General features: G+C 46.8%; 17 protein-coding genes. 5 read left to right on the top strand and 12 right to left on the bottom strand.

Annotated elements, in window-relative coordinates; all coding sequences use genetic code 11:
- Positions 1-7 precede the first annotated feature (7 nt).
- Genes KZZ10_RS05580 through KZZ10_RS05610 form a run of 7 tightly spaced genes read right to left on the bottom strand, consistent with a single transcriptional unit; the run spans position 8 to position 7843 of the window.
- Positions 8-1927, bottom strand: coding sequence for a polysaccharide biosynthesis protein (locus KZZ10_RS05580; RefSeq protein WP_259660502.1), 1920 nt, complete (start codon positions 1925-1927; stop codon positions 8-10).
- A 13-nt stretch (positions 1928-1940) separates the two neighbouring features.
- Positions 1941-2501: a sugar transferase gene (locus KZZ10_RS05585; protein ID WP_259660503.1), complete on the bottom strand. Its 561-nt coding sequence runs from the start codon at positions 2499-2501 to the stop codon at positions 1941-1943.
- Positions 2502-2550: 49 nt separating this feature from the next.
- The gene (locus KZZ10_RS05590; protein ID WP_259660504.1) at positions 2551-3681 is read right to left on the bottom strand and encodes a UDP-N-acetyl glucosamine 2-epimerase; all 1131 of its coding nucleotides are present in this window, start codon (positions 3679-3681) and stop codon (positions 2551-2553) included.
- Positions 3674-4684 carry a polysaccharide biosynthesis protein gene (locus KZZ10_RS05595; RefSeq protein ID WP_259660505.1) on the bottom strand — a complete coding sequence of 337 codons (1011 nt, stop codon included), beginning with the start codon at positions 4682-4684 and terminating at the stop codon, positions 3674-3676. Before KZZ10_RS05595 ends, KZZ10_RS05590 begins: the two co-directional genes overlap by 8 nt.
- A gap of 20 nt (positions 4685-4704) precedes the next feature.
- Entirely contained in the window at positions 4705-5577 is an 873-nt protein-coding gene (locus KZZ10_RS05600) for a dTDP-4-dehydrorhamnose reductase family protein (RefSeq protein ID WP_259660506.1), read from the bottom strand.
- On the bottom strand, positions 5574-6830 hold the full coding sequence (locus tag KZZ10_RS05605) for a glycosyltransferase family 4 protein (protein ID WP_259660507.1): 1257 nt from the start codon (positions 6828-6830) through the stop codon (positions 5574-5576). Before KZZ10_RS05605 ends, KZZ10_RS05600 begins: the two co-directional genes overlap by 4 nt.
- A complete protein-coding gene (locus KZZ10_RS05610; RefSeq protein ID WP_259660508.1) occupies positions 6827-7843 on the bottom strand; it encodes a glycosyltransferase in 1017 nt (338 codons plus the stop codon). The genes KZZ10_RS05605 and KZZ10_RS05610 overlap by 4 nt, the downstream gene beginning before the upstream one ends.
- A 123-nt stretch (positions 7844-7966) precedes the next feature.
- Between KZZ10_RS05610 and KZZ10_RS05615 the strand changes: the two genes are divergently transcribed.
- From KZZ10_RS05615 to KZZ10_RS05630, 4 genes are read left to right on the top strand one after another with little or no spacing between them, the layout of a single operon-like run.
- A complete protein-coding gene (locus KZZ10_RS05615) occupies positions 7967-8935 on the top strand; it encodes an SDR family NAD(P)-dependent oxidoreductase (RefSeq protein ID WP_259660509.1) in 969 nt (322 codons plus the stop codon).
- Positions 8932-10857 (top strand): HAD-IIIA family hydrolase, encoded by a 1926-nt coding sequence (locus KZZ10_RS05620; RefSeq protein ID WP_259660510.1) that lies wholly within the window; start codon positions 8932-8934, stop codon positions 10855-10857. Before KZZ10_RS05615 ends, KZZ10_RS05620 begins: the two co-directional genes overlap by 4 nt.
- Complete coding sequence (locus tag KZZ10_RS05625) at positions 10854-11837, top strand: GHMP family kinase ATP-binding protein (protein WP_259660511.1); 984 nt, start codon at positions 10854-10856, stop codon at positions 11835-11837. Before KZZ10_RS05620 ends, KZZ10_RS05625 begins: the two co-directional genes overlap by 4 nt.
- A gap of 27 nt (positions 11838-11864) precedes the next feature.
- Positions 11865-12431, top strand: a complete 567-nt coding sequence (locus tag KZZ10_RS05630; RefSeq protein WP_259660512.1) for an SIS domain-containing protein — start codon at positions 11865-11867, stop codon at positions 12429-12431.
- On the opposite strand, the gene KZZ10_RS05635 is transcribed toward KZZ10_RS05630, so the two are convergent.
- The 5 genes from KZZ10_RS05635 to KZZ10_RS05655 form a co-directional block, all read right to left on the bottom strand.
- Complete coding sequence (locus tag KZZ10_RS05635; RefSeq protein WP_259660513.1) at positions 12432-13316, bottom strand: alpha-1,2-fucosyltransferase; 885 nt, start codon at positions 13314-13316, stop codon at positions 12432-12434.
- Positions 13313-14056, bottom strand: a complete 744-nt coding sequence (locus KZZ10_RS05640) for a hypothetical protein (protein ID WP_259660514.1) — start codon at positions 14054-14056, stop codon at positions 13313-13315. The genes KZZ10_RS05635 and KZZ10_RS05640 overlap by 4 nt, the downstream gene beginning before the upstream one ends.
- Positions 14057-14102: 46 nt before the next feature.
- Positions 14103-15128, bottom strand: coding sequence for a hypothetical protein (locus KZZ10_RS05645; RefSeq protein WP_259660515.1), 1026 nt, complete (start codon positions 15126-15128; stop codon positions 14103-14105).
- Between the two features lie 21 nt (positions 15129-15149).
- On the bottom strand, positions 15150-15959 hold the full coding sequence (locus KZZ10_RS05650; protein WP_259660516.1) for an FkbM family methyltransferase: 810 nt from the start codon (positions 15957-15959) through the stop codon (positions 15150-15152).
- 182 nt (positions 15960-16141) lie between these two features.
- Entirely contained in the window at positions 16142-17134 is a 993-nt protein-coding gene (locus tag KZZ10_RS05655; protein WP_259660517.1) for a hypothetical protein, read from the bottom strand.
- Between the two features lie 156 nt (positions 17135-17290).
- Here KZZ10_RS05655 and KZZ10_RS05660 point away from each other — a divergent pair, with 156 nt between their 5' ends.
- Positions 17291-19087 (top strand): ABC transporter ATP-binding protein, encoded by a 1797-nt coding sequence (locus tag KZZ10_RS05660; RefSeq protein WP_259660518.1) that lies wholly within the window; start codon positions 17291-17293, stop codon positions 19085-19087.
- Position 19088 lies beyond the last annotated feature (1 nt).

Raw genomic sequence — 19088 nt, forward strand, 5'->3', positions numbered from 1 at the left:
AGATGAATTAGCTCTTTTGCGCTTGCGCCAACGTTAACCAGTCTACGATGGGGCCATCTGGCTGATAGCCAGACACTAGCTCTAGCAGCAGTGATCTAACCTGTGACACATCATTTGAATCCAAAGCACTTTGTAGCGTGTTCAGTTTATTTTCGAATACATTCCATGGAAGAAATGTTTCGTTTGCCGTCAATATGCGGGGATGAATCGTAGATTGGGGATTATCACCAATCAACAGTTCTTCGAAAAGTTTTTCGCCCGGCCGTAAGCCGGTGATTTCAATTTCAATATCACCGTCCTCATTGTCTGTATCCTTGAGCGTCAACCCAGAGAGTTCGATCATCCGCTTGGCGAGATCAATGATTTTTACTGGCTCGCCCATATCAAGAACAAATAAATCGCCACCACGAGACATTGCCGCTGCTTGTAATACTAGCTGCGCCGCCTCCGGTATCGTCATGAAATAGCGAGTAATCTCTGGGTGCGTCAAAGTAATAGGGCCGCCATTTTTAATCTGTTCGCGAAACTTTGGGACCACTGAGCCCGAAGAGCCTAAGACATTCCCGAAGCGAACCATCGAAAAAATAGTCTGGCCGTGGACATGTCCGGCTAACCCCTGCAACACCATTTCAGCCAGTCGTTTGCTGGCACCCATAATATTTGTTGGTCGAACGGCCTTGTCGGTGCTGATTAATACGAATTTTGCAACTTTGCCTGTAGCTGCTTTCGCGACTTGTAATGTTCCGATCAGGTTGTTTTTTATGCCTTCAATGGGGTTGTGCTCGACTAAAGGCACGTGCTTATAAGCGGCTGCGTGATAAACCGAATAGGGCTGCCAAGTAGAGATGATTTCACACATTCGAGGATAGTCTTGGACCGAGCAAAGCAGTGGAACAAGAGTCGTTTCAGTTTCGGCGGCAATGGGAGTCAGCTCTTGATGAATTTCATACAGCGCAAACTCGCTTAGTTCTATAAGCAAGAGGGTCTTGGGTTTAAGACGTAGGAGCTGTCGACATAGCTCACTACCGATTGAGCCACCCGCACCCGTCACAAGAATGACCTTGCCTTCAGTATGCGCAAGAAGAAGCGAATCATCCGAATGAACCATTTCTCGGCCGAGCAAATCGTCAATATCAAGCTCTCTTAAATCAGAGGTGCTGATTTTCCCTTGAGCAAGCTCAGTGACGCTCGGTAGTGTGCGCACAGAGACTCGAGCAGCCAACATAGTGTTGATAATTTCGTTTCGGCGTTTGCGTGAAATTGATGGCAACGCAAGCAAGACGTCACTGATCGCTAAAGAGCCGACTAAATTAGACAGATCAACGGGGCTATGGATGCGCAAGCCATTGATGACGTGCCCTTGTAGTCTGACATCGTCATCAAGAAAACCGACTACCCGCATATCGTGACTGTGCGCCATAGCAGCTGCAAGCTGCTGCCCAGAATTGCCAGCCCCGTAGACTAATACTTTGGGTAGGGTTGATCGCTTGAGAAGATTTTTATAGGCCCCACCCAACCAATAGCCCGCCGCCGCGCGCGAGATTCCAATCGCTAGTAAAAGCAAAATTGGTTGGATCAAACCGACCGTACGGGGTACTCCGTCAAAACTGTAGGCGGTGAATAGTGCCGCATAAAGCAATCCATAAATTGCTGTTGCGCGGGTAATTGCCATCAACGCCGGGCCACCCGAGTATCTAAAAATTGCTCTGTAAAGACCCCCGATCATAAAAATTGGTAAGGCCAGGGCGATCGAATACAGAACAGCCTTTGACGGTGGACCCGAAAGAGATACAAAATCGCCGAGTCGCAAATAAAAGGCTAGCCAAACCGTCAACACACACAAACTGGCATCAGTGGCAAGAACCACTAATCTCTTTGCCACCCTAGGCAAATTCAGTATCGTAGAAGCGGTTCTACCAGTTGTCATAGAAAAAAATTCACTAATGCGACACGCCATCACGGTGGATGACTTTTAAAACGGTTAACCACAAAATTCTAATATCGAAAAACAAAGATTGCTTGGCCAAGTATTGGGTGTCAAAGACTACCTTTTGTTCTATCGGGATCTCGTCGCGACCATTGACCTGGGCCCAGCCTGTTAGGCCAGGCGCTAATACATCTATGCCTTTTTCAGTCCGTAAAGAAATTAGATCATATTGATTAAACAATGCTGGACGGGGACCAACTAAGGACATATCACCTTTTAGGATACTCCATAATTGTGGCAATTCATCCAGGCTAGTTTTACGAAGAAAAGAACCGATAGGCGTTAAAAATGCTGAAGGGTTCGTGAGCAGGTGCGTAGCAACTGCCGGGGTACCCACAAGCATGCTTCTAAACTTGGGCATCCGAAAGATTTTGTTGTGTCTGCCGACGCGATCACTCCAGTAAAGTACAGGGCCTTTCGACGTGAGTTTGACTGCGATACTGACCAGCAAAATGGGTAGCGCCAAGACGATCAAAGCTAACAGACTACATAGCAGATCAAGTATTCGCTTCATATTGCTATTCTGAGCCGGTGAGGGCGGTTTGATTTGACACAGCAAACATTCAAGACTTTCGCCAGACCCTACGGTTGACAAAGTCTGTGTAGCTTTGAATGATACGTACGACCTTGTCCGATACATTATCTGGTGCGTAATCATGCACCAGATGCAGACCGCGACTATCACCGCGCGGCTGATCGGCAAGAATGGCTAGCCCTTGTTCAACTCGTTCGATACTCATTCCAACCATCATCACCGCTGCTTGCTCAAATCCTTCAGGCCTTTCGTGTACTTCGCGAAGATTCAATGCAGGAAAATTCAAGATTGAAGACTCTTCGGTAATCGTCCCACTGTCTGACAACACCGCACGAGCCTCAACTTGCAGCTTAACGTAATCAGTGAAACCAAACGGCTTTTCAAATCTGACTAAGGGGTCTGCAACCAAGCCTGCATCAACGATACGCTTTTTTGTTCGCGGATGCGTCGAGACAAGTATAGGTTGTCCATGCGTACGCACTAGATGATCTAGTAGATCGAAGAGCTTTTGTAACTGAGTCGGCGAGTCTACGTTTTCTTCACGGTGGGCACTCAACACAAAATATTGATTTTTCTTTAAACCCAGAGTGCCCAAGATCTCCGACTCATCGATGTGTTTGCGATAGAACTCGATGACCTCACGCATAGGACTGCCAGTTTTGATCACCTGGTCTGAGGGTAAGCCCTCTCGTAACAAGTATTCACGGGCGATTTCACTGTAGGTCAAATTAATATCGGAGATGTGGTCGACGATGCGGCGATTGATCTCTTCAGGCACCCGAAAATCAAAACAGCGATTACCGGCTTCCATATGAAAAATCGGTACTTTACGGCGCTTCGCAGAAATAGCTGACAAGGCGCTATTGGTATCGCCCAACAGCAAAAGAGCCTCGGGTTGATATCTTGCGATCATCTCATCGGCTGCGATAATGATCTGACCAATTGTTTGTGCGGCAGTTTCGCCTGCAGCTCCCATGAAGGCATCAGGCTTACGGATCCCGAGATCGCTGAAAAAGATCTCATTTAGTTCGTAATCGTAGTTTTGCCCCGTATGTATCAATACATGATCGCAGAACTGATCCAACTTATTAATCGTACGGGATAGCCGGATAATTTCCGGCCGAGTCCCGACAATAGTCATGACTTTGAGTTTACGCATTGAGCGCCTCGCGAATCACATCGAGGCTCAAGAGAACCTCTTTCACTTGATCAACTGTAAGTCGTCGCGTGTTGTGTGAAGTGTAATCGTCAAAATTAGCAATTTGCATTTCGCCGTTTACGAAGTACTTGTCGTAATTTAAATCGCGCGCGTCTGCAGGAATGCGGTAGTAATTACCCAGATCTTCCGCGCGTGCCATTTCTTCACGCGAAACAAGAGATTCATATAGTTTCTCGCCGTGGCGGGTCCCAATTACTTTGACTTCACTTTTACCGACAAAAAGTGAGGTCATCGCTTGGGCTAGGTCACCAATCGTAGAGGCCGGTGCTTTTTGAACAAAAATATCGCCAGGCCTAGCGTGCCCGAACGCATATAAAACCAGATCGACCGATTCTTCAAGTGACATTAAAAAACGCGTCATATTGGGATCGGTGACAGTGAGCGCCTTACCTTGTTGCAGTTGTTCCAGGAAAAGGGGGATGACAGACCCTCGGGAGGCCATGACGTTGCCATATCGAGTGGCAGATAAGACGGTTTTGTTGGGGTCGCACAGCCGGGATTTGGCGACCATGACTTTTTCCATCATGGCCTTGGAAATACCCATAGCGTTGATGGGATAAACGGCCTTATCGGTGCTAAGCAGGACACAGCGGCTGACCGATTGCGCGATCGCCGCGCGCATGACGTTTTCGGCACCCAGCACGTTGGTGCGAACAGCTTCCATCGGGTAAAACTCACAAGATGGCACTTGCTTTAGTGCTGCTGCATGAAACACAAAGTCAACGCCGTGCAGAGCGTCATGCACGCTGTCGTATTCGCGTACATCGCCGATATAAAACTTAAGTTTGTCGCTATTATGCTTAAGCCGCATATCTTCTTGCTTTTTCTCGTCTCGACTAAAGACGCGAATTTCAGCCAGCTCAGAGTCAAGCAACCTGGTTAACACTGTATTGCCAAACGAGCCAGTTCCGCCAGTAATCAAAAGGACTTTGTTTTTTAGCATTTTCACTACTCACAAGAAGTCTATCTATAAGCGTGCATCTGTCGGATAAGCTCAGGCCATGTCGCAGGTTTATATCCAGTAGCGAGTTTAAAGCGCGCCGAAGTTAAAGCCCGATTAATTGTCAGATTATCATCTGGCACAATCGCAATAGACTTGTTATAGACATCGGCGACAAGCTTAAGCAGCTCGTATTTATTAATTGGTGAGGCTGAAACATGATAAGTGCCATGCAACGTTGAGTTCGGAATCACAAAGTCCCTAATAACTCTTGCTAGCTCAACCGTCGGTAATCCCGAGAAAACCGCTTTTCGGTAGCCCTTCACTTCGCCTGTCTGAGACAAGAACCAATCAACTAGGCCATGATGACTGTTGATTTCGTGTCCAATGATCGAAGTTCTTAGCGTGATCGCATTGTCGTAATCGACCTCGCCCAGCAGTTTGCTGCGGCCGTACAGGTCTTGGGCATCCGGCAAATCTTGCTCTGTATACATTCCTTTTGCACCACTAAATACGCAGTCTGTGCTGACATGAATAAGCCGAGCGTTAACTTGTTTGCAGTGCCTGGCCAGTTGGTGTGGTAACAGGGCGTTGATTTTGATTGCCGCGATCGCATCGTTGGCCTCGGCAAGTTGTTTGACCAAACCAACGCAATTGACAACAACGTTGGGCCGGATGCGTGACAATAGTTCAGTCACGCTTGATTCGTTTTCTACGTTAATATCTTGTATAAGATTCTGTTGTAGCTTAGCGGGTAACAGCTCAGATAGGCTCAACGATCGGCAGGTGCCATACGTCACATAGTTTTCGCTGGTACTAAAAAAGCGATACAAAGCATTACCTAGCATGCCAGAAGCGCCAAGAATCAAAATCCTAATTTGTGGCGTGGTTTTCAAAACTTGACATCCTTTGCTGTGAAACTCGGGTCACTGGCAAGTAACGTTGAGAAATACTCACGTAGTCGTCTTGCCAACATGGCCGGTTCAAAATGTTGTTGATAGTATTCAATACCTTTTCGACCCATTAATTCAAGCTCGTTTGTTGGCAATGCGTGCAGCTTCAGTATTGCGTGCGCTAACGCTGTAGAGTTTCCGGCGGAGCATCCTATACCAGCACCTGATTCCTCGACGACGCGAGCGCCTTCGCCATCAAGTGACGCGATGATAGGTTTTCCAGCAGCGAGATACACTTGAATCTTACTCGGGATTGTTTTGCTAATAATCGGATCACGGCACAGACTCACGAGTAACGCTGATGCCTGGCCAAGAATACTTGGCATTGCCTCAACAGGAAATCGACCGGGCATGCTCACATTTCGCAGATTTCGGCGTCTAATCTCGGATTCGAGCCATGTTGTCAGGCTGCCACTGCCGATAAGCACGATATTGATGTCCGCATGTTCTTTTATTTGCTCTGCGGCGTCCAAGACTGTGTCGAGCGCCTGAACAGTACCCAGATTGCCCGCAAAGACAATGTTAAACCCATTGTTAAACGAGACAGCCGAGGCATGTCGTGTGTCACTGGCTGTGTGGTTAAACGCCAGTTCGCCGGGATTGGGGTGATACTTGATCGGGGTGCTGCCCGCTTTGTTTTGAACTGAGGAAATAAACCCCTTGGACTGCACAAGCAACAAATCCGAGTGGCGATAAATCCAACTTACGACCGCCGCCACGGCACTCAGCACGGTTTTGTTTTTAACAAAGCCGGTCGCCTCGAGGCTTTCAGGCCAAAGATCTTGTACCCAAACAACAACTTTCGCCTTCTTTAGTTTGCCAAGCCAAATAGCGCTGACTGACTGCGTAAAAGGTGACATCCCGCAAACAAAAATCAGATCAAACTTCTGGCCGCGGAGCACAAATGGTCCGATTAGTGCACTGCTTAGAACAAAAGAAAGATAGTTAAAAAAGAGCCCGACTGCTTTTGCTTTACCACGAGGTATCAGGGGAACCCGATGAATGATGTATCCTTTGGCATGCATTTCTTGGCTAATCTGCGAGGCGCGATAGCCTTCAAAGGTCTTGCCGTGCGGGTAATTTGGCTGACCAGTGAGTACAGTTACCTCGCAACCTACCGCTTGTAATGATTCGGCTACTTCGTTGATACGAAACGATTCAGGCCAAAAATATTGGCTAAAAACTAAGACCTTCATGGCGCGACCTCAGAAGGTGTTTGCGCTGATGCCCATTCTTTGGCAAATTTCGGCGCTACTCGTTCACCAAACAACTGAAAATCGATCAGCCAAAAAACAAAAAATGGCTTAGTAATGGCTAGCTTCACAAGTAACCAAAGCAGACCCCATTTTGTGCGTTTATTGGTAAATCGTGACGTTAATCTGTCTCGTTCAAGATGGCGTTGAAAGTACTTCGCATATTTCTTAGTTACAAACGCCCTAAACAACTGATACTGAGGATGTTCAAACCGGCTGGCATCAGAGACGCCATTTCGTCTTAGCCAGTAGCCCACCATGGCTACCCGTGCATCAATGACTTGGGGTGTACCACCCTCAAAATTAGATGTCTGGTTAGCATGTTTGCGATAGCGCACCAAACATTGTGGGACGGATCCCAATTCGCCTAGCTCGGACAGGCGTAACCATAGATCTAGATCTTCAGCCCGTTTGATTTCGGTTCGGTACCCACCTGCTTTTTTAACAATACTTGTACGATAAAACGCCGACGAATGTGGCGGAAACCTCTTGAAACGCAGAAGGTTATTGAGCAATCGACTGCTTTGTTCAGGATAAAGAAAGGATTTTCCTGTGGTACTGCATTCGTCAATTTCCGTTAAGCCGCTACCTAAAAATACCAGCCTTGGATTTTGAATGGAGGCGTCTAATTGCAATGCCAGCCTTTGGGGCTCAGACAGGTCGTCCGCATCTAGTCTTGCAATCCATTCCCCTCGCGCAGTTTCAATGCCGAGGTTTAGCGAGGCGGATAATCCCAAGCCTGGTCTTTCGAGCAAAATGATCCGAGAGTCTCTTTCAATATATCGTTTGATAATATCAATTGAGCCATCTGAGCTACCCCCGTCGACGATAATTAATTCAAAGGCAGTCAGGGTCTGATTTAGAACACTGTCAATAGATTCTGCAATCCAACGCGCACCGTTGAAGCATGGCATGAGGACTGAAATTACTGGCACGGCGGCATTCTGGTCATTCATTCCCAGATTGTATTTCAGAATGAATGCCTTACCCAGAGTCCGCGCATGGCGCTATGCCTAATATAATGTTGAACGCAATGCTGAATGCGCCTAAAGACGCTGCAAAACCTTGGGATATTCCGGATGTCGATTCTAATTACAGGCGTGGCAGGATTTATTGGTTGTAACTTGGCTAAACGACTCATGAACGAGGGACATATTGTCGTTGGTGTGGATAATTTAAGTCGAGGCACTCTGCGGAATCTGTCTGAAGTCAAAAATGCGGCAAACTTTCATTTTATAGAGACTGATTGTGCCGATAGACCACGTTTTTTAGCCGAGACTGCTACTTTTCATGAGAGATTCCCTATTACAGAGGTCTGGCATCTAGCGGCTAATTCTGACATCCCAGCGGGGGTTAGTGACGCAACTGTTGATCTAAAAGACACCTTTATGACGACCTTTAACGTACTAGAAGTCATGAAAGCGTTAGACATCAAGGTGCTGGCGTTTGCGTCAAGCTCGGCCGTGTATGGTGATCACGGCGATCGAAGCATTTCAGAAGTCTCCGGTCCGCTGTTGCCGCTGTCGAATTACGGGGCAATGAAGCTGGCTTCAGAGGCTTCAATTAGTGCGGCTGCCGAGAGCTTCTTAAATAAGGCATTTATTTATAGATTTCCGAATGTAATTGGTGTGCCGGCCACGCATGGGGTATTACTGGACTTTGTGAACAAGCTCAAAGCTAACCCAAGCCGGTTAGACGTTCTGGGTGATGGCACGCAACAAAAAGCATATCTTCACGTGGATGACTTGATTGAAGGGATGTTAGAAATTCAAAGTAATGCCAGTGAAAAACTAGCCGTGTACAACTTAGGGGCTGAAGATGAGGGGGTTTCGGTTCGTAATATCGCCGAAGCGGTTGTTGCTAGTGTGTCCCCCAATGCAGATATTGTTTATGGAGTTGAAAAGCGCGGTTGGGTTGGCGACGTTCCTAAGTTTCAATATTGTCTTGATAAGTTGAAGAAGTTGGGTTGGACTCCTAAGCTAGACTCAAAGGCGGCTATAAAAAGAGCGATAGCCGACATTGTCGAACAAGAGATCACCCTTAAATGAGGCAAGTTGTCATTCTGGCTGGTGGTAAGGGGACGCGTCTAAAAGAGAGATTAGGCGACTTACCCAAGCCCCTCATCGATGTCTCTGGTACCCCACTGCTCGAGCATCAGATTTTGTTGGTAAAGCGTTATGGTTTTGACCGAATTTTGATTCTCGTCAATCATAAAGCGCAGCAAATTGTTGATTTTTGTGAGAGCAGAGGCAACTGGGGTATTACGGTCCAATGTATTGATGACCAAGTGCCGCTTGGCACTGCGGGTGCAGTGCTAAACGTATTTGATCTACTGGAAGAGCAGTTCTTGGTTATGTACGGTGACACCATGCTCGAAGTAGATTTAAATCGTTTTTGTAAGGCGCATGAGCGGTTACCGGCAACGGGTGCTACGCTTTTTCTTCATCCAAATGATCATCCCCAAGACTCTGATTTGGTCGAAATGGCTGAGTCTGGTGCAATTACCCAATTCCACCCCTATCCACACAAAGCTGACAGGTACTATCCTAATCTAGTGAATGCAGCGCTCTATTGTTTAAGCAAAGCGGCGCTGATCGCCTATCGACGTGACAGCAAGACCCAACTTGATTTTGGTAAGCAACTGTTTCCGCAGATGATTCGTGACGGAGTGGTGTTACGAGGCTATAACAGCCCCGAATACATCAAAGATTGCGGAACTCCTGACCGCATCGACAAGGTTAGGGCCGACTTTATTAGCGGGAAAATAGTTAAAGCATCATTGGTCAACAAGCAATCAGCCATTTTTCTCGATCGAGATGGCACGCTGCTTGAAGAGGTTGATCACCTTAAGGCTGTTGACCAAGTCCGGCTCCTTGATGGCGCTGCACAAGCGATACGTCGTTTTAACCGCAAAGGCTATAAGACCTGTCTCGTCACAAATCAACCCGTCATCGCTCGGGGAGAGTGCACTTTTGACGACCTCACTGAAATCCATCGTAAGTTAGAAACGTTGCTTGGCCGTGAGGCTGCTTATTTAGATCGGATTTATTACTGTCCGCACCATCCTGATAAAGGCTTTGTTGGAGAAAGGGCCGATTTGAAGATTGCCTGCCAGTGTCGAAAACCGAACACTGGAATGATCGATCAGGCTGCGATAGATTTGAATATTGATCGCGGACAGTCTTGGATGATTGGTGACACCTCGACAGACGTTGCAACGGCAAAACGCGCAGGCTTGAAGTCAATACTGGTTGAAACTGGGTATGCTGGGAAAGATTACAAATACCCTGTCGTTGCCGATTTTATTGCTCCCGATCTTGAAACTGCGGCGGCCTTGATACTCGACGTCTACCCTCTTGTCTTAGAAAAATATGCTGCTGATCTAACCGGAATTGAACCGGGCGGACTCGTTTTTATTGGGGGACAAGCGCGTAGCGGGAAAAGCACCTTTGCCAACATTTTAAAGTACGCCTTGCTAGGGATGGGGCGCCAGTGTCATGTGCTCTCGACTGATCGCTGGATATTGTCTGAGACCGAGCGCTCTTCTGGCGTGCTTGGACGACACGCCATGACTTCGCTTAACCAGTGCCTAGCCGAACTTGACTTGAGAGGCGAGCAACCGCTCACCTTATCATTGCCTGTCTATTTGAAACACACCCGCCAACAGCAGAAAGACGCAGAGAGCCTTTTCATTAAGCGGGATGACATCGTAATTATCGAGGGTGTAGCAGCTTTAGCAACGGATACGGCAAAGCATGCTGCTCGGCGTTTTTATGTCGAAATCGAAGAAGAAGAGCGCCGCAATCGGATTCTTACTGAATATATACGACGCGGTTATGCTCCGGAGGCCGCAAATTCAATTTACCGTGAGCGCCTGCTAGATGAAGTTCCCACAATAGATGGTCTTAAGCTAGACGCCACCAAGGTTAAACTACCCTTGAAGACTCCGCAGAATATTACTCACACATGATTATTAGTCGAACACCCCTAAGAATGAGCCTAGTGGGCGGCGGCAGTGACCTACCCGCGTTCTATCAGCGCGAAGAAATCGGTGCGGTTGTCAGCTCGGCTATCGATAAGTATATCTATGTCACCGTGAACAAGAAATTCGATGATGGCATTAGAGTTGGCTATTCGATTAACGAAGAAGTAAATACTGTTGCCGATATTAAACACCCGCTTGTTAAAGCCGGTATGCAATATTTAGGGTTGAAGGGTGGCATTGAGATCACAACGATTGCTGATATTCCGTCTAAAGGCACTGGGCTTGGATCATCAAGTTCTTTCACTGTTGGCTTACTGCACGCCTTAAATGCTTATATGGGTAAGTACAGTTCTGCCGAAGTGCTTGGCAGAGACGCTTGCCACATCGAAATTGATCTTTGTAAAGAGCCCATCGGTAAACAAGACCAGTATGCCGCTGCTTACGGCGGGTTTAACTTAATTGAATTTAGGCCTGACGAATCTGTAATCGTATCGCCATTGATCTGCAAGGCGTCTACCCTACAGTCACTGCAGTCAAGCTTATTGATGTTTTACACTGGCACCACTCGTAACGCGGCTAGCATCTTAAAAGAACAGTCAGAATCACTTGCTCACAATCAAAGCAAACTAGACGCACTCAGAAGGATGGTGCGACTCGCCTACAATCTAAGAGATGAACTTCAGGCGAATAATCTGGATGCGTTCGGAGAGATTTTGCATGAAAACTGGATGCTCAAAAAAGGTCTTGTTACCAATATTAGTAGTCAAGCGATTGATCAGTGGTATGACATCGCTTTAAAGGCCGGAGCCAAAGGCGGCAAGATTCTAGGTGCGGGTGCTGGCGGATTTTTGTTGTTGTTTGCGCCACCCGAGAGGCATGACGCTATCAAGAAGGCGCTATCAAACCTAAGAGCCATACCGATAGGGCTTGATCCTCTTGGCAGCAGGATAATTTTTTATACATAAAGATCGTATTCGATCAGGAACAATACTATGGCGTTGGGTAAAGGTATTGCAAGCTTGTATCTAGATAAGCTGATACGGCTACTGTCAGCCGTTGACCGTGAACAGATTGATCATGGCGTTCAAGTGGTCGCAGATGCATGGCTTGGGGGCAAACAAATTATTACCCTAGGTAATGGCGGCAGTTCGATGACGGCCTTACATTTTATTAACGACTGGAATAAAACGATTCCGATGCATACGCAACGCAGCTTTCGAGGGCGTTCGTTGGTCGACAACATTGGCCTAATGATGAGCTATGCAAACGATCTTTCTTTTGAGGATATTTTCGTCGGGCAGCTAAAAAATATTTTGCAGCCGGGCGATCTGGTATTGGCAATATCTGGAAGTGGAAACTCAGAGAACGTTATTCGAGCTGTCGAGTATGCGAACCAAAACGGCGCAGTTACTCTGGGCTTGTGTGGCTACAGTGGCGGAAAATTAAAGCAAGCTGCGCAACACGTTGTTTGGGCTGAAATCGATGACATGCAGCTAGCAGAAGATTTTCACTTTATGTTTGGGCACATGGTGATGCAACGTTTAGCTGGGTATTGCTAGCTAAATTTTGATCCAACTATCTGGCAACAGGCCATCAAAGCCCCATGCGGTTTTGCTCCCTTGTATGACAAAACCTGGCGCAATTACGATTTTATCTTGGTACGCTGAAAGCCAGGCTCCCCACCAACTGAAGGTACTGTTGGCGATTATGAAGTGCTTGCACTGCGTCATTAGCCAAAGATCCGCGTAGGCGGTTGCATCGCTAGGATTGTGTGACACGACTGTGATCTGATGCTCAGATAGGTCAATCAAAGCTCTCGCGGCCACGATATCGTCAGAAAATAAGAAATAATGCGCGGTGGGCACACGCTCTTGCATCGCGGCGAGTGCTTTCTTGTAGTACTCACTCGTAGCATTATTTCCACCGACTATGTCGGGGCTGTCGAAGAATCGTACATGTAGAGCAATAGCATCGCAACTACGAATGTTTTCAGACATCTGGATATTTTCGTTATCTTCGGGGGACTGGATATTGAGGTCGACCCGAATGACATCCTCAATATCTTGAAAATAGCGCTCACTTTGCCAGTACCCTTCGAGGTGTAAATCGCCTCGAGGGCGTATGGTCAAGAGGCGCGGATCAAACGCATTACCTTGCTGTTGAATGTAACGACGCTTTTCGAACGGGATTCTTCGGTTGATCCAGCGCTTTACGTAGCGCCGCACCTTCGAAAACGGCTCAAAACGGTCTTGTGGAGATGCCAGTGCCGCTTTGATATTGAAGCGATCGAGGTGATATTGTTGCTGATAAGTGTGGTCGTACTTAAAGCCACTCACATTGTCGAGAACTAATTCAGCATTATTCACTAAGGCTATACGCCGCGCAGCCGCATAGGCAAAGAGTTGATTGCCAAGCCCGCCACGAATACGCGGTATGACCTTCATATGCGGATGAGTAGCTGGTATTCGTGCGCGAGGATTGTGCCGCGCCCCGTCGTCTCTATCAGTTGTTTTATAAGTGCGCCTTTGCCCGGAGCAAAGCCGAAACGCTCATAAAACTGTTCGTATGGAGTTGCTAACAGAGGTTGCACGACTCGAATATTCTCAACGGATTTAGGAGTGTCATCAATGAGCACCAATGAACCAGTTTTCAAGTTTTTTGTTGCTGCAAGGTATTCGTTTAGTCCATGAATCGCGCTGGGCATTGGGTCATCCCAATTGACATCCCATGAGTCTAAATAAAGCAAGTCGATTCTATCTCCTTCGAGAGATAGTTTATTTAGAAATGAAACTGAGTCGTCGCAGTAAAGTTTGGTGTGCGAGGTGGCTAAGGGCTGGAGGGTGAGTAACGGTTCAAGCCGAATGTCGACGCTACGACATTCCCCGCCAAAGCTATTGCAGTACGAGTCAAAGAGCATCGTGCTATTAGTTCCCCATGCGGATGAGCCAGTCTCGATAATCAGGGCGGGTCGCTCGCCCAAGAGACTCAAAGCCGTTGATAGCGTTTCACGGCACGGATGGTGGGGCTGAGAGATAGCTAAAAAATGGCGATCAAGCAGAGTCTGCAAGTTTGTTTCTTTCTCGCGGTTTTTCAAGCCCGACGCGCTGAGCTTTCCCCGGACAATCTTTTCGCCGAGGTCGAGGGCGCCTAGGTGACGAAGTAGTTTGATAGCGGTGGGGTTCATTAAAATGATCAATCCTGAAGTCTATTGAGCGAGGTAAACGGACCGGTTACGGGACGGCAACCATACGTAGCAGTTTGTGCCATCCAGCAACAATTTTCTTGAACAGAAAATTGTTGTGTAGGTTTAGTGTCATCAAGGTTTTATCGCCATTATTCGCACTATTTAAAATCTGGGCGACTCGAGGCGGATTGCTCAATTGTTTGAAAAGCTTACTATGAATGTGCAAGTTATAAAGATTCACGCGTAACCCGTCAGCCTTACGAATCAACGCAAATGATTTTTTGGTCGCGTTAATTTCGTAACTTAACGCTTTCAAATCATAGCCGCAGTTTTCATTTTCAAAGTGATTGAACAATAGAGGCCCTGTATTTCGGGGATCTATGCCAAATAAAAACTGTCCAATTGCAGCCGCGTCGAAAATGCCTCCCACTGATACTGAGTTGACACAGGTCCAGTCCGTGCTCCCTCGCTCAGCAAAAACATTTTCGGTTGGCAATGAAAAAAATGTAGCCGAGGTTTGCAACAAATGGCCCAGCAAGTACATATCATTGTTTAACGAATGGCCTTTGTCAGCAGCAAGTGACAGTAACTCGTTGAGCCCCTCTTTTTCGTTTATGTAGACGAGCGAAGCCACACCGCGATCAATCGCGTCTCTGGGGCAAAAGAAGCCCCTACCAATTTCGTCAGCAGCTACCGCTAATTTCGATATGTCAAAAATTAAATTATCTATCTCAGCGTGAAAACAAGCAGAAATAGAAAACTTGTCCATAAATTGCTTTAAGACAAAAAAGCGCTCTGTCGTTTTGCTCCAAAAACCCCCGCGAAACCGGGGATTCAGCCCTGCTAAACGAACGTTCAATGCTGCAGGAGGAGTATAGAAGTCTTCGAGAAAAATTTGATGCTTGAACCCTAAGACATGACCAGCTGCAGAGTTTGAGATCAGTATGGTGTCGATTGCGCACAGGTTTTGGTTCATCAGCAAAGCCGATTTCATCCATCCTGGAAATTTCTCCCCCAGCCACACGAAGATGAGAGGAGGTGTCGATAGTTTTGAAAAGGTATCGAAAATCATGGCGCCCAGAGCGATAGCTAATTACGAGGAGGTGATTAGCAGATCCGTGAATCCCCCATTTGAACCGATCTTGTCATATAGGCCATCTAGGTTGCTCGAACTCAGTCGCTCTGGCAAGCCCGAACCACCAAGGTCAATGAACTGCGTGTATTGACCACTCAGCAATGCCTCTTTAAATAATTGAAATGAACCGAGGCGATTCATGCCGTAAGGCCAAAATTCAACAATTAGTGGGACGCCGATGGCCAACGCATTTTTTGCCCCAGACAGGATATAACCCTCATAACCTTGAGTGTCCATCCAAATCACCGCATCATTTTTGTCTAGTTCGGTACATATTGTGTCGAACGGCTGTGACGGGACCACGATGGTCGATCGGCTAACCTCGCCATGCAAACCGGGCTCGGCCGAAAGACGGACCCGATGATCTCCGTAGTTCGATTCGGATAATTCAAATACGAGCTCTTCGTTGGCCTTGGCGCCCAAGGCAATATTGAAAGTTGAGATTCGTTGGTCAAGACCGTTGAGGTGGATGTTGGCTTTCAGGATTGAGTAATTGAAAGGTTCAGGCTCAATTGCAATTGCCGCTTTAAACATCCCGCGCTTAATCGCAGGGATGCACACTGTGCCAATATTCGCACCAATATCGATCAGTAAAGATCTTGTATGGTTCGGTCCGAGTAGTTCGATGACCTGCGCAACATTATCAGCATCTTTTAAACCCTGGGCGTACACCATTCGACCAATCGTTCGGTCGTGCGAAGAGACAACAAACGTTTCTTGTCCAGTGTTGGCCGCCAGCACGCCGTGCGTTTGTGTGGTGTCGAACACAAGTTTTTTAACTAACTCTGTTCGGAAGAGAGGCTCCCATAGAACAACTCTCAGAGATTTGAATATAAGTTTAAGCCCGATATAACTGAACGCAGTTAATCGCCGCTTAATTTGAACGATAAACGGAACTTTTTTTAGTAGCGACTTTATGGATTTCATTGGTGAACGATGCATATTCAATATTAAGACTTGGGTAAAGAGGGTGCCGTTCGAATTTTCAATTTTTGTCTATAAAACTCTTTTAGCGTAAAGGCTAAAAGTTTGAACCAGCCTTGTTTCTGGTGGAGAATCGAATCAACATTTTCGTACGTAAGGTGGTTAAAGCCCAGTAGTGTCACCCAAAAAATCTGCGCGGAGCCGAGGATACCTTCAAAGCCCCAGCGAAGGTACGCGAGCGGTCTTTGCGGCTGACCCGAGCAAAGTATATTTGATAAGCCGACCAGTTCTTGCTCGCTGAAAAGGGATACGTCAAAATCTCCATGGGTGTCAATGACGGCTTTAATAACAACATCTGCGATCCACTGAGCAGAAGGGGTGTTCTGCGAGCGTGACATATATTGATTTAATTTGCTAATCAAGAACGCCTGCTCAGCCTTTGTGCACGAAAAAAATTGAACAGTGAAGGCTTTAAATCCTGCTGGCAAAACTCCTAAAATAGGAGTTAACGACTGAAAGTAGGGTTGATGAAACTCTAACAGTGATCCATAGAGAACGGAGTGATTTTTATTAAAAAACTCGATCTTCGACAGCATGATCGTATCAGCATCCCACATCACAATGGGAAGGGTAACGGACTGTTGCTCAATGAGGAATGAAATTTTTAAAACTTGTTGGTAATACCAGCCTAAACGTGTGCCAGTGTAAGTTTTACCGGTTTTTTCCGTGTAATACGCATTTGCTCTGATGAAAAATTTATCGAAACTAATCAGGGTGTTTTCCGGAATTATTTTTATATTTGGAAAAATTTGAAACTCTTTAGAAAATAATTCAACGTCCGAGCTAGGACATATTATTGAAAACTCGGGGTGATCATAAAATCGATTAATCTGTGGTATTGATCTTTTTAGAACGGGGATGTTGTTGGCGAGGGAAACAGTAAAAAAATTATGACGCATATCTGTTTTTATAATGACACTAGTTTGCAAGGTATCGGATGTAATTGTTTTTGGTGACACATCGGGGTTTTCTCGCAAGAGAGCCTCTCGACCCTAAAAGCAGTGATTAAAATACTACAACAAGTCGTTTGGTAGGATGTGATGACCGGCACATTGCGCGCCACAGTACTTTGCCTTCAAGGAAAATGTGAATTCAGCTACTAAAGCATGTTCGGGATGAAAGAGCAACCAACCCAATCGCTATTGCCTTTACTGTATCGCCTTTGGCCACATATCAGTTTACGTCGGCGTAGACAGTTTGCCTTGTTGTTTCTATTGATGGTTGTTTGTTCAATCGGTGAAATCGTAAGTATAGGCACGATCCTACCATTTCTGGCGGTGCTGATTTCACCAGAGAGATTGTTCGATATCCAGTTTGTAAAAATTGCAGCGACATACTTTGGCGTGACAGAACCGAGGGACTTACTGTTTCCCTTAACGGTTTTATTTGCATCTGCGGCATTATTATCTGGCGCCCTACGACTATCTCTATTGTGGGCTCAAACTCGGCTGAGCCAAGCGCTGGGCGCCGATCTAAGTATTAGCATTTATCGAAGAAGCCTGTTTCAGCCTTATGAGGTTCAGATCGCGAGAAATAGCAGTGACTTGATTGCGGGTATTTCAGGCAAAGCTAGTAACGTCGTGAATTGCGCAATCGTTCCAATCCTAGTGATTGCGAGCTCCTGCTTGATGTTGTTTGCGATTATTTCGACGTTGGTTGCACTCGAGCCCAAAGTTGCGCTAATGGCTTTTACTGGGTTCGGGTTGATCTATGGGGTAGTGAGCTTAGTTGTAAAAAAACAGCTGAAGGCGAGTGGCGAAAGAGTCAATCGAGAATCGACACAAGTCATTAAAGCCTTGCAGGAAGGACTAGGAGGCATAAGGGATGTTTTGATTGATGGCACGCAAAATGTCTATTGCGATGTGTATCGAAAGGCGGACGTTTCGCTTAGGTTGGCTCATGCAAGCATCAGTACTACTAGTAATAGCCCACGATTTGTAATTGAAGCCCTTGGCATTGTGTTGATCGCCCTGCTTGCCTATGGCTTGGCAAGCAGGGATGAAGGTGTCGCCGGTGCTGTGCCTTTACTAGGCGCCCTGGCACTTGGTGCGCAACGGCTACTACCAATCCTACAGCAGACGTATTCAAGTTGGGCAGGTATGGTTGGAGGGCAAGCGTTGTTAGCAGAAGCGCTTGATCTGCTTGAGCAACCCCTTCCGGCCTACGCAGATGAGCCTGTGCCAAGCGCGATGCCGTTTCGAAACGCCATCAGCGCTGTGGCGCTATCCTTTCGCTACACCACTAAACCTGTAAACGTACTTGAGAATATCAGTTTCACCATACCTAGGGGAGCCCGAGTTGGGATTATTGGCTCAACGGGTAGCGGTAAAAGTACACTGCTAGATATCATGATGGGGTTACTAATACCAACTTCAGGTAGCTTAAAAATAGATGACATAACTGTGACAGAAGAAAATTATCGATCCTGGCAGGCACATATTGCACATGTGCCACAAGTGATATTTCTTGCTGATATCTCGATCGCTGAGAATATTGCTTTTGGCCTTCCCGCCGCCAAAATTGATATGAATAGAGTGAAACTGTGCGCACGGCAAGCTCAGATCGCCGATACGATTGAGTCTTGGGATGAGGGTTATGACACTCGAGTAGGAGAGCGCGGTGTGAAGTTGTCGGGCGGCCAGCGCCAAAGAATTGGCATCGCGCGCGCCCTCTACAAGCAAGCAGACGTCATCATTTTTGACGAAGCGACAAGTGCCTTAGACAATGAGACAGAAACTGCAGTGATGCATTCGATTAACAGTCTATCAGCCGAGCTGACGCTGATTCTGGTTGCCCATCGTTTAAGTACGCTGAAAAATTGCACTCATATTATTGAGGTCGCTAATGGGCGCATCGAGCGCTTTGGATCCTACACTGACATCATCGGTGAGCGGGAGTCCTTTAGAACCTAAG

This window comes from Zwartia hollandica (assembly GCF_019923725.1).
Classification (GTDB): Bacteria; Pseudomonadota; Gammaproteobacteria; order Burkholderiales; family Burkholderiaceae_B; genus Zwartia; species Zwartia hollandica.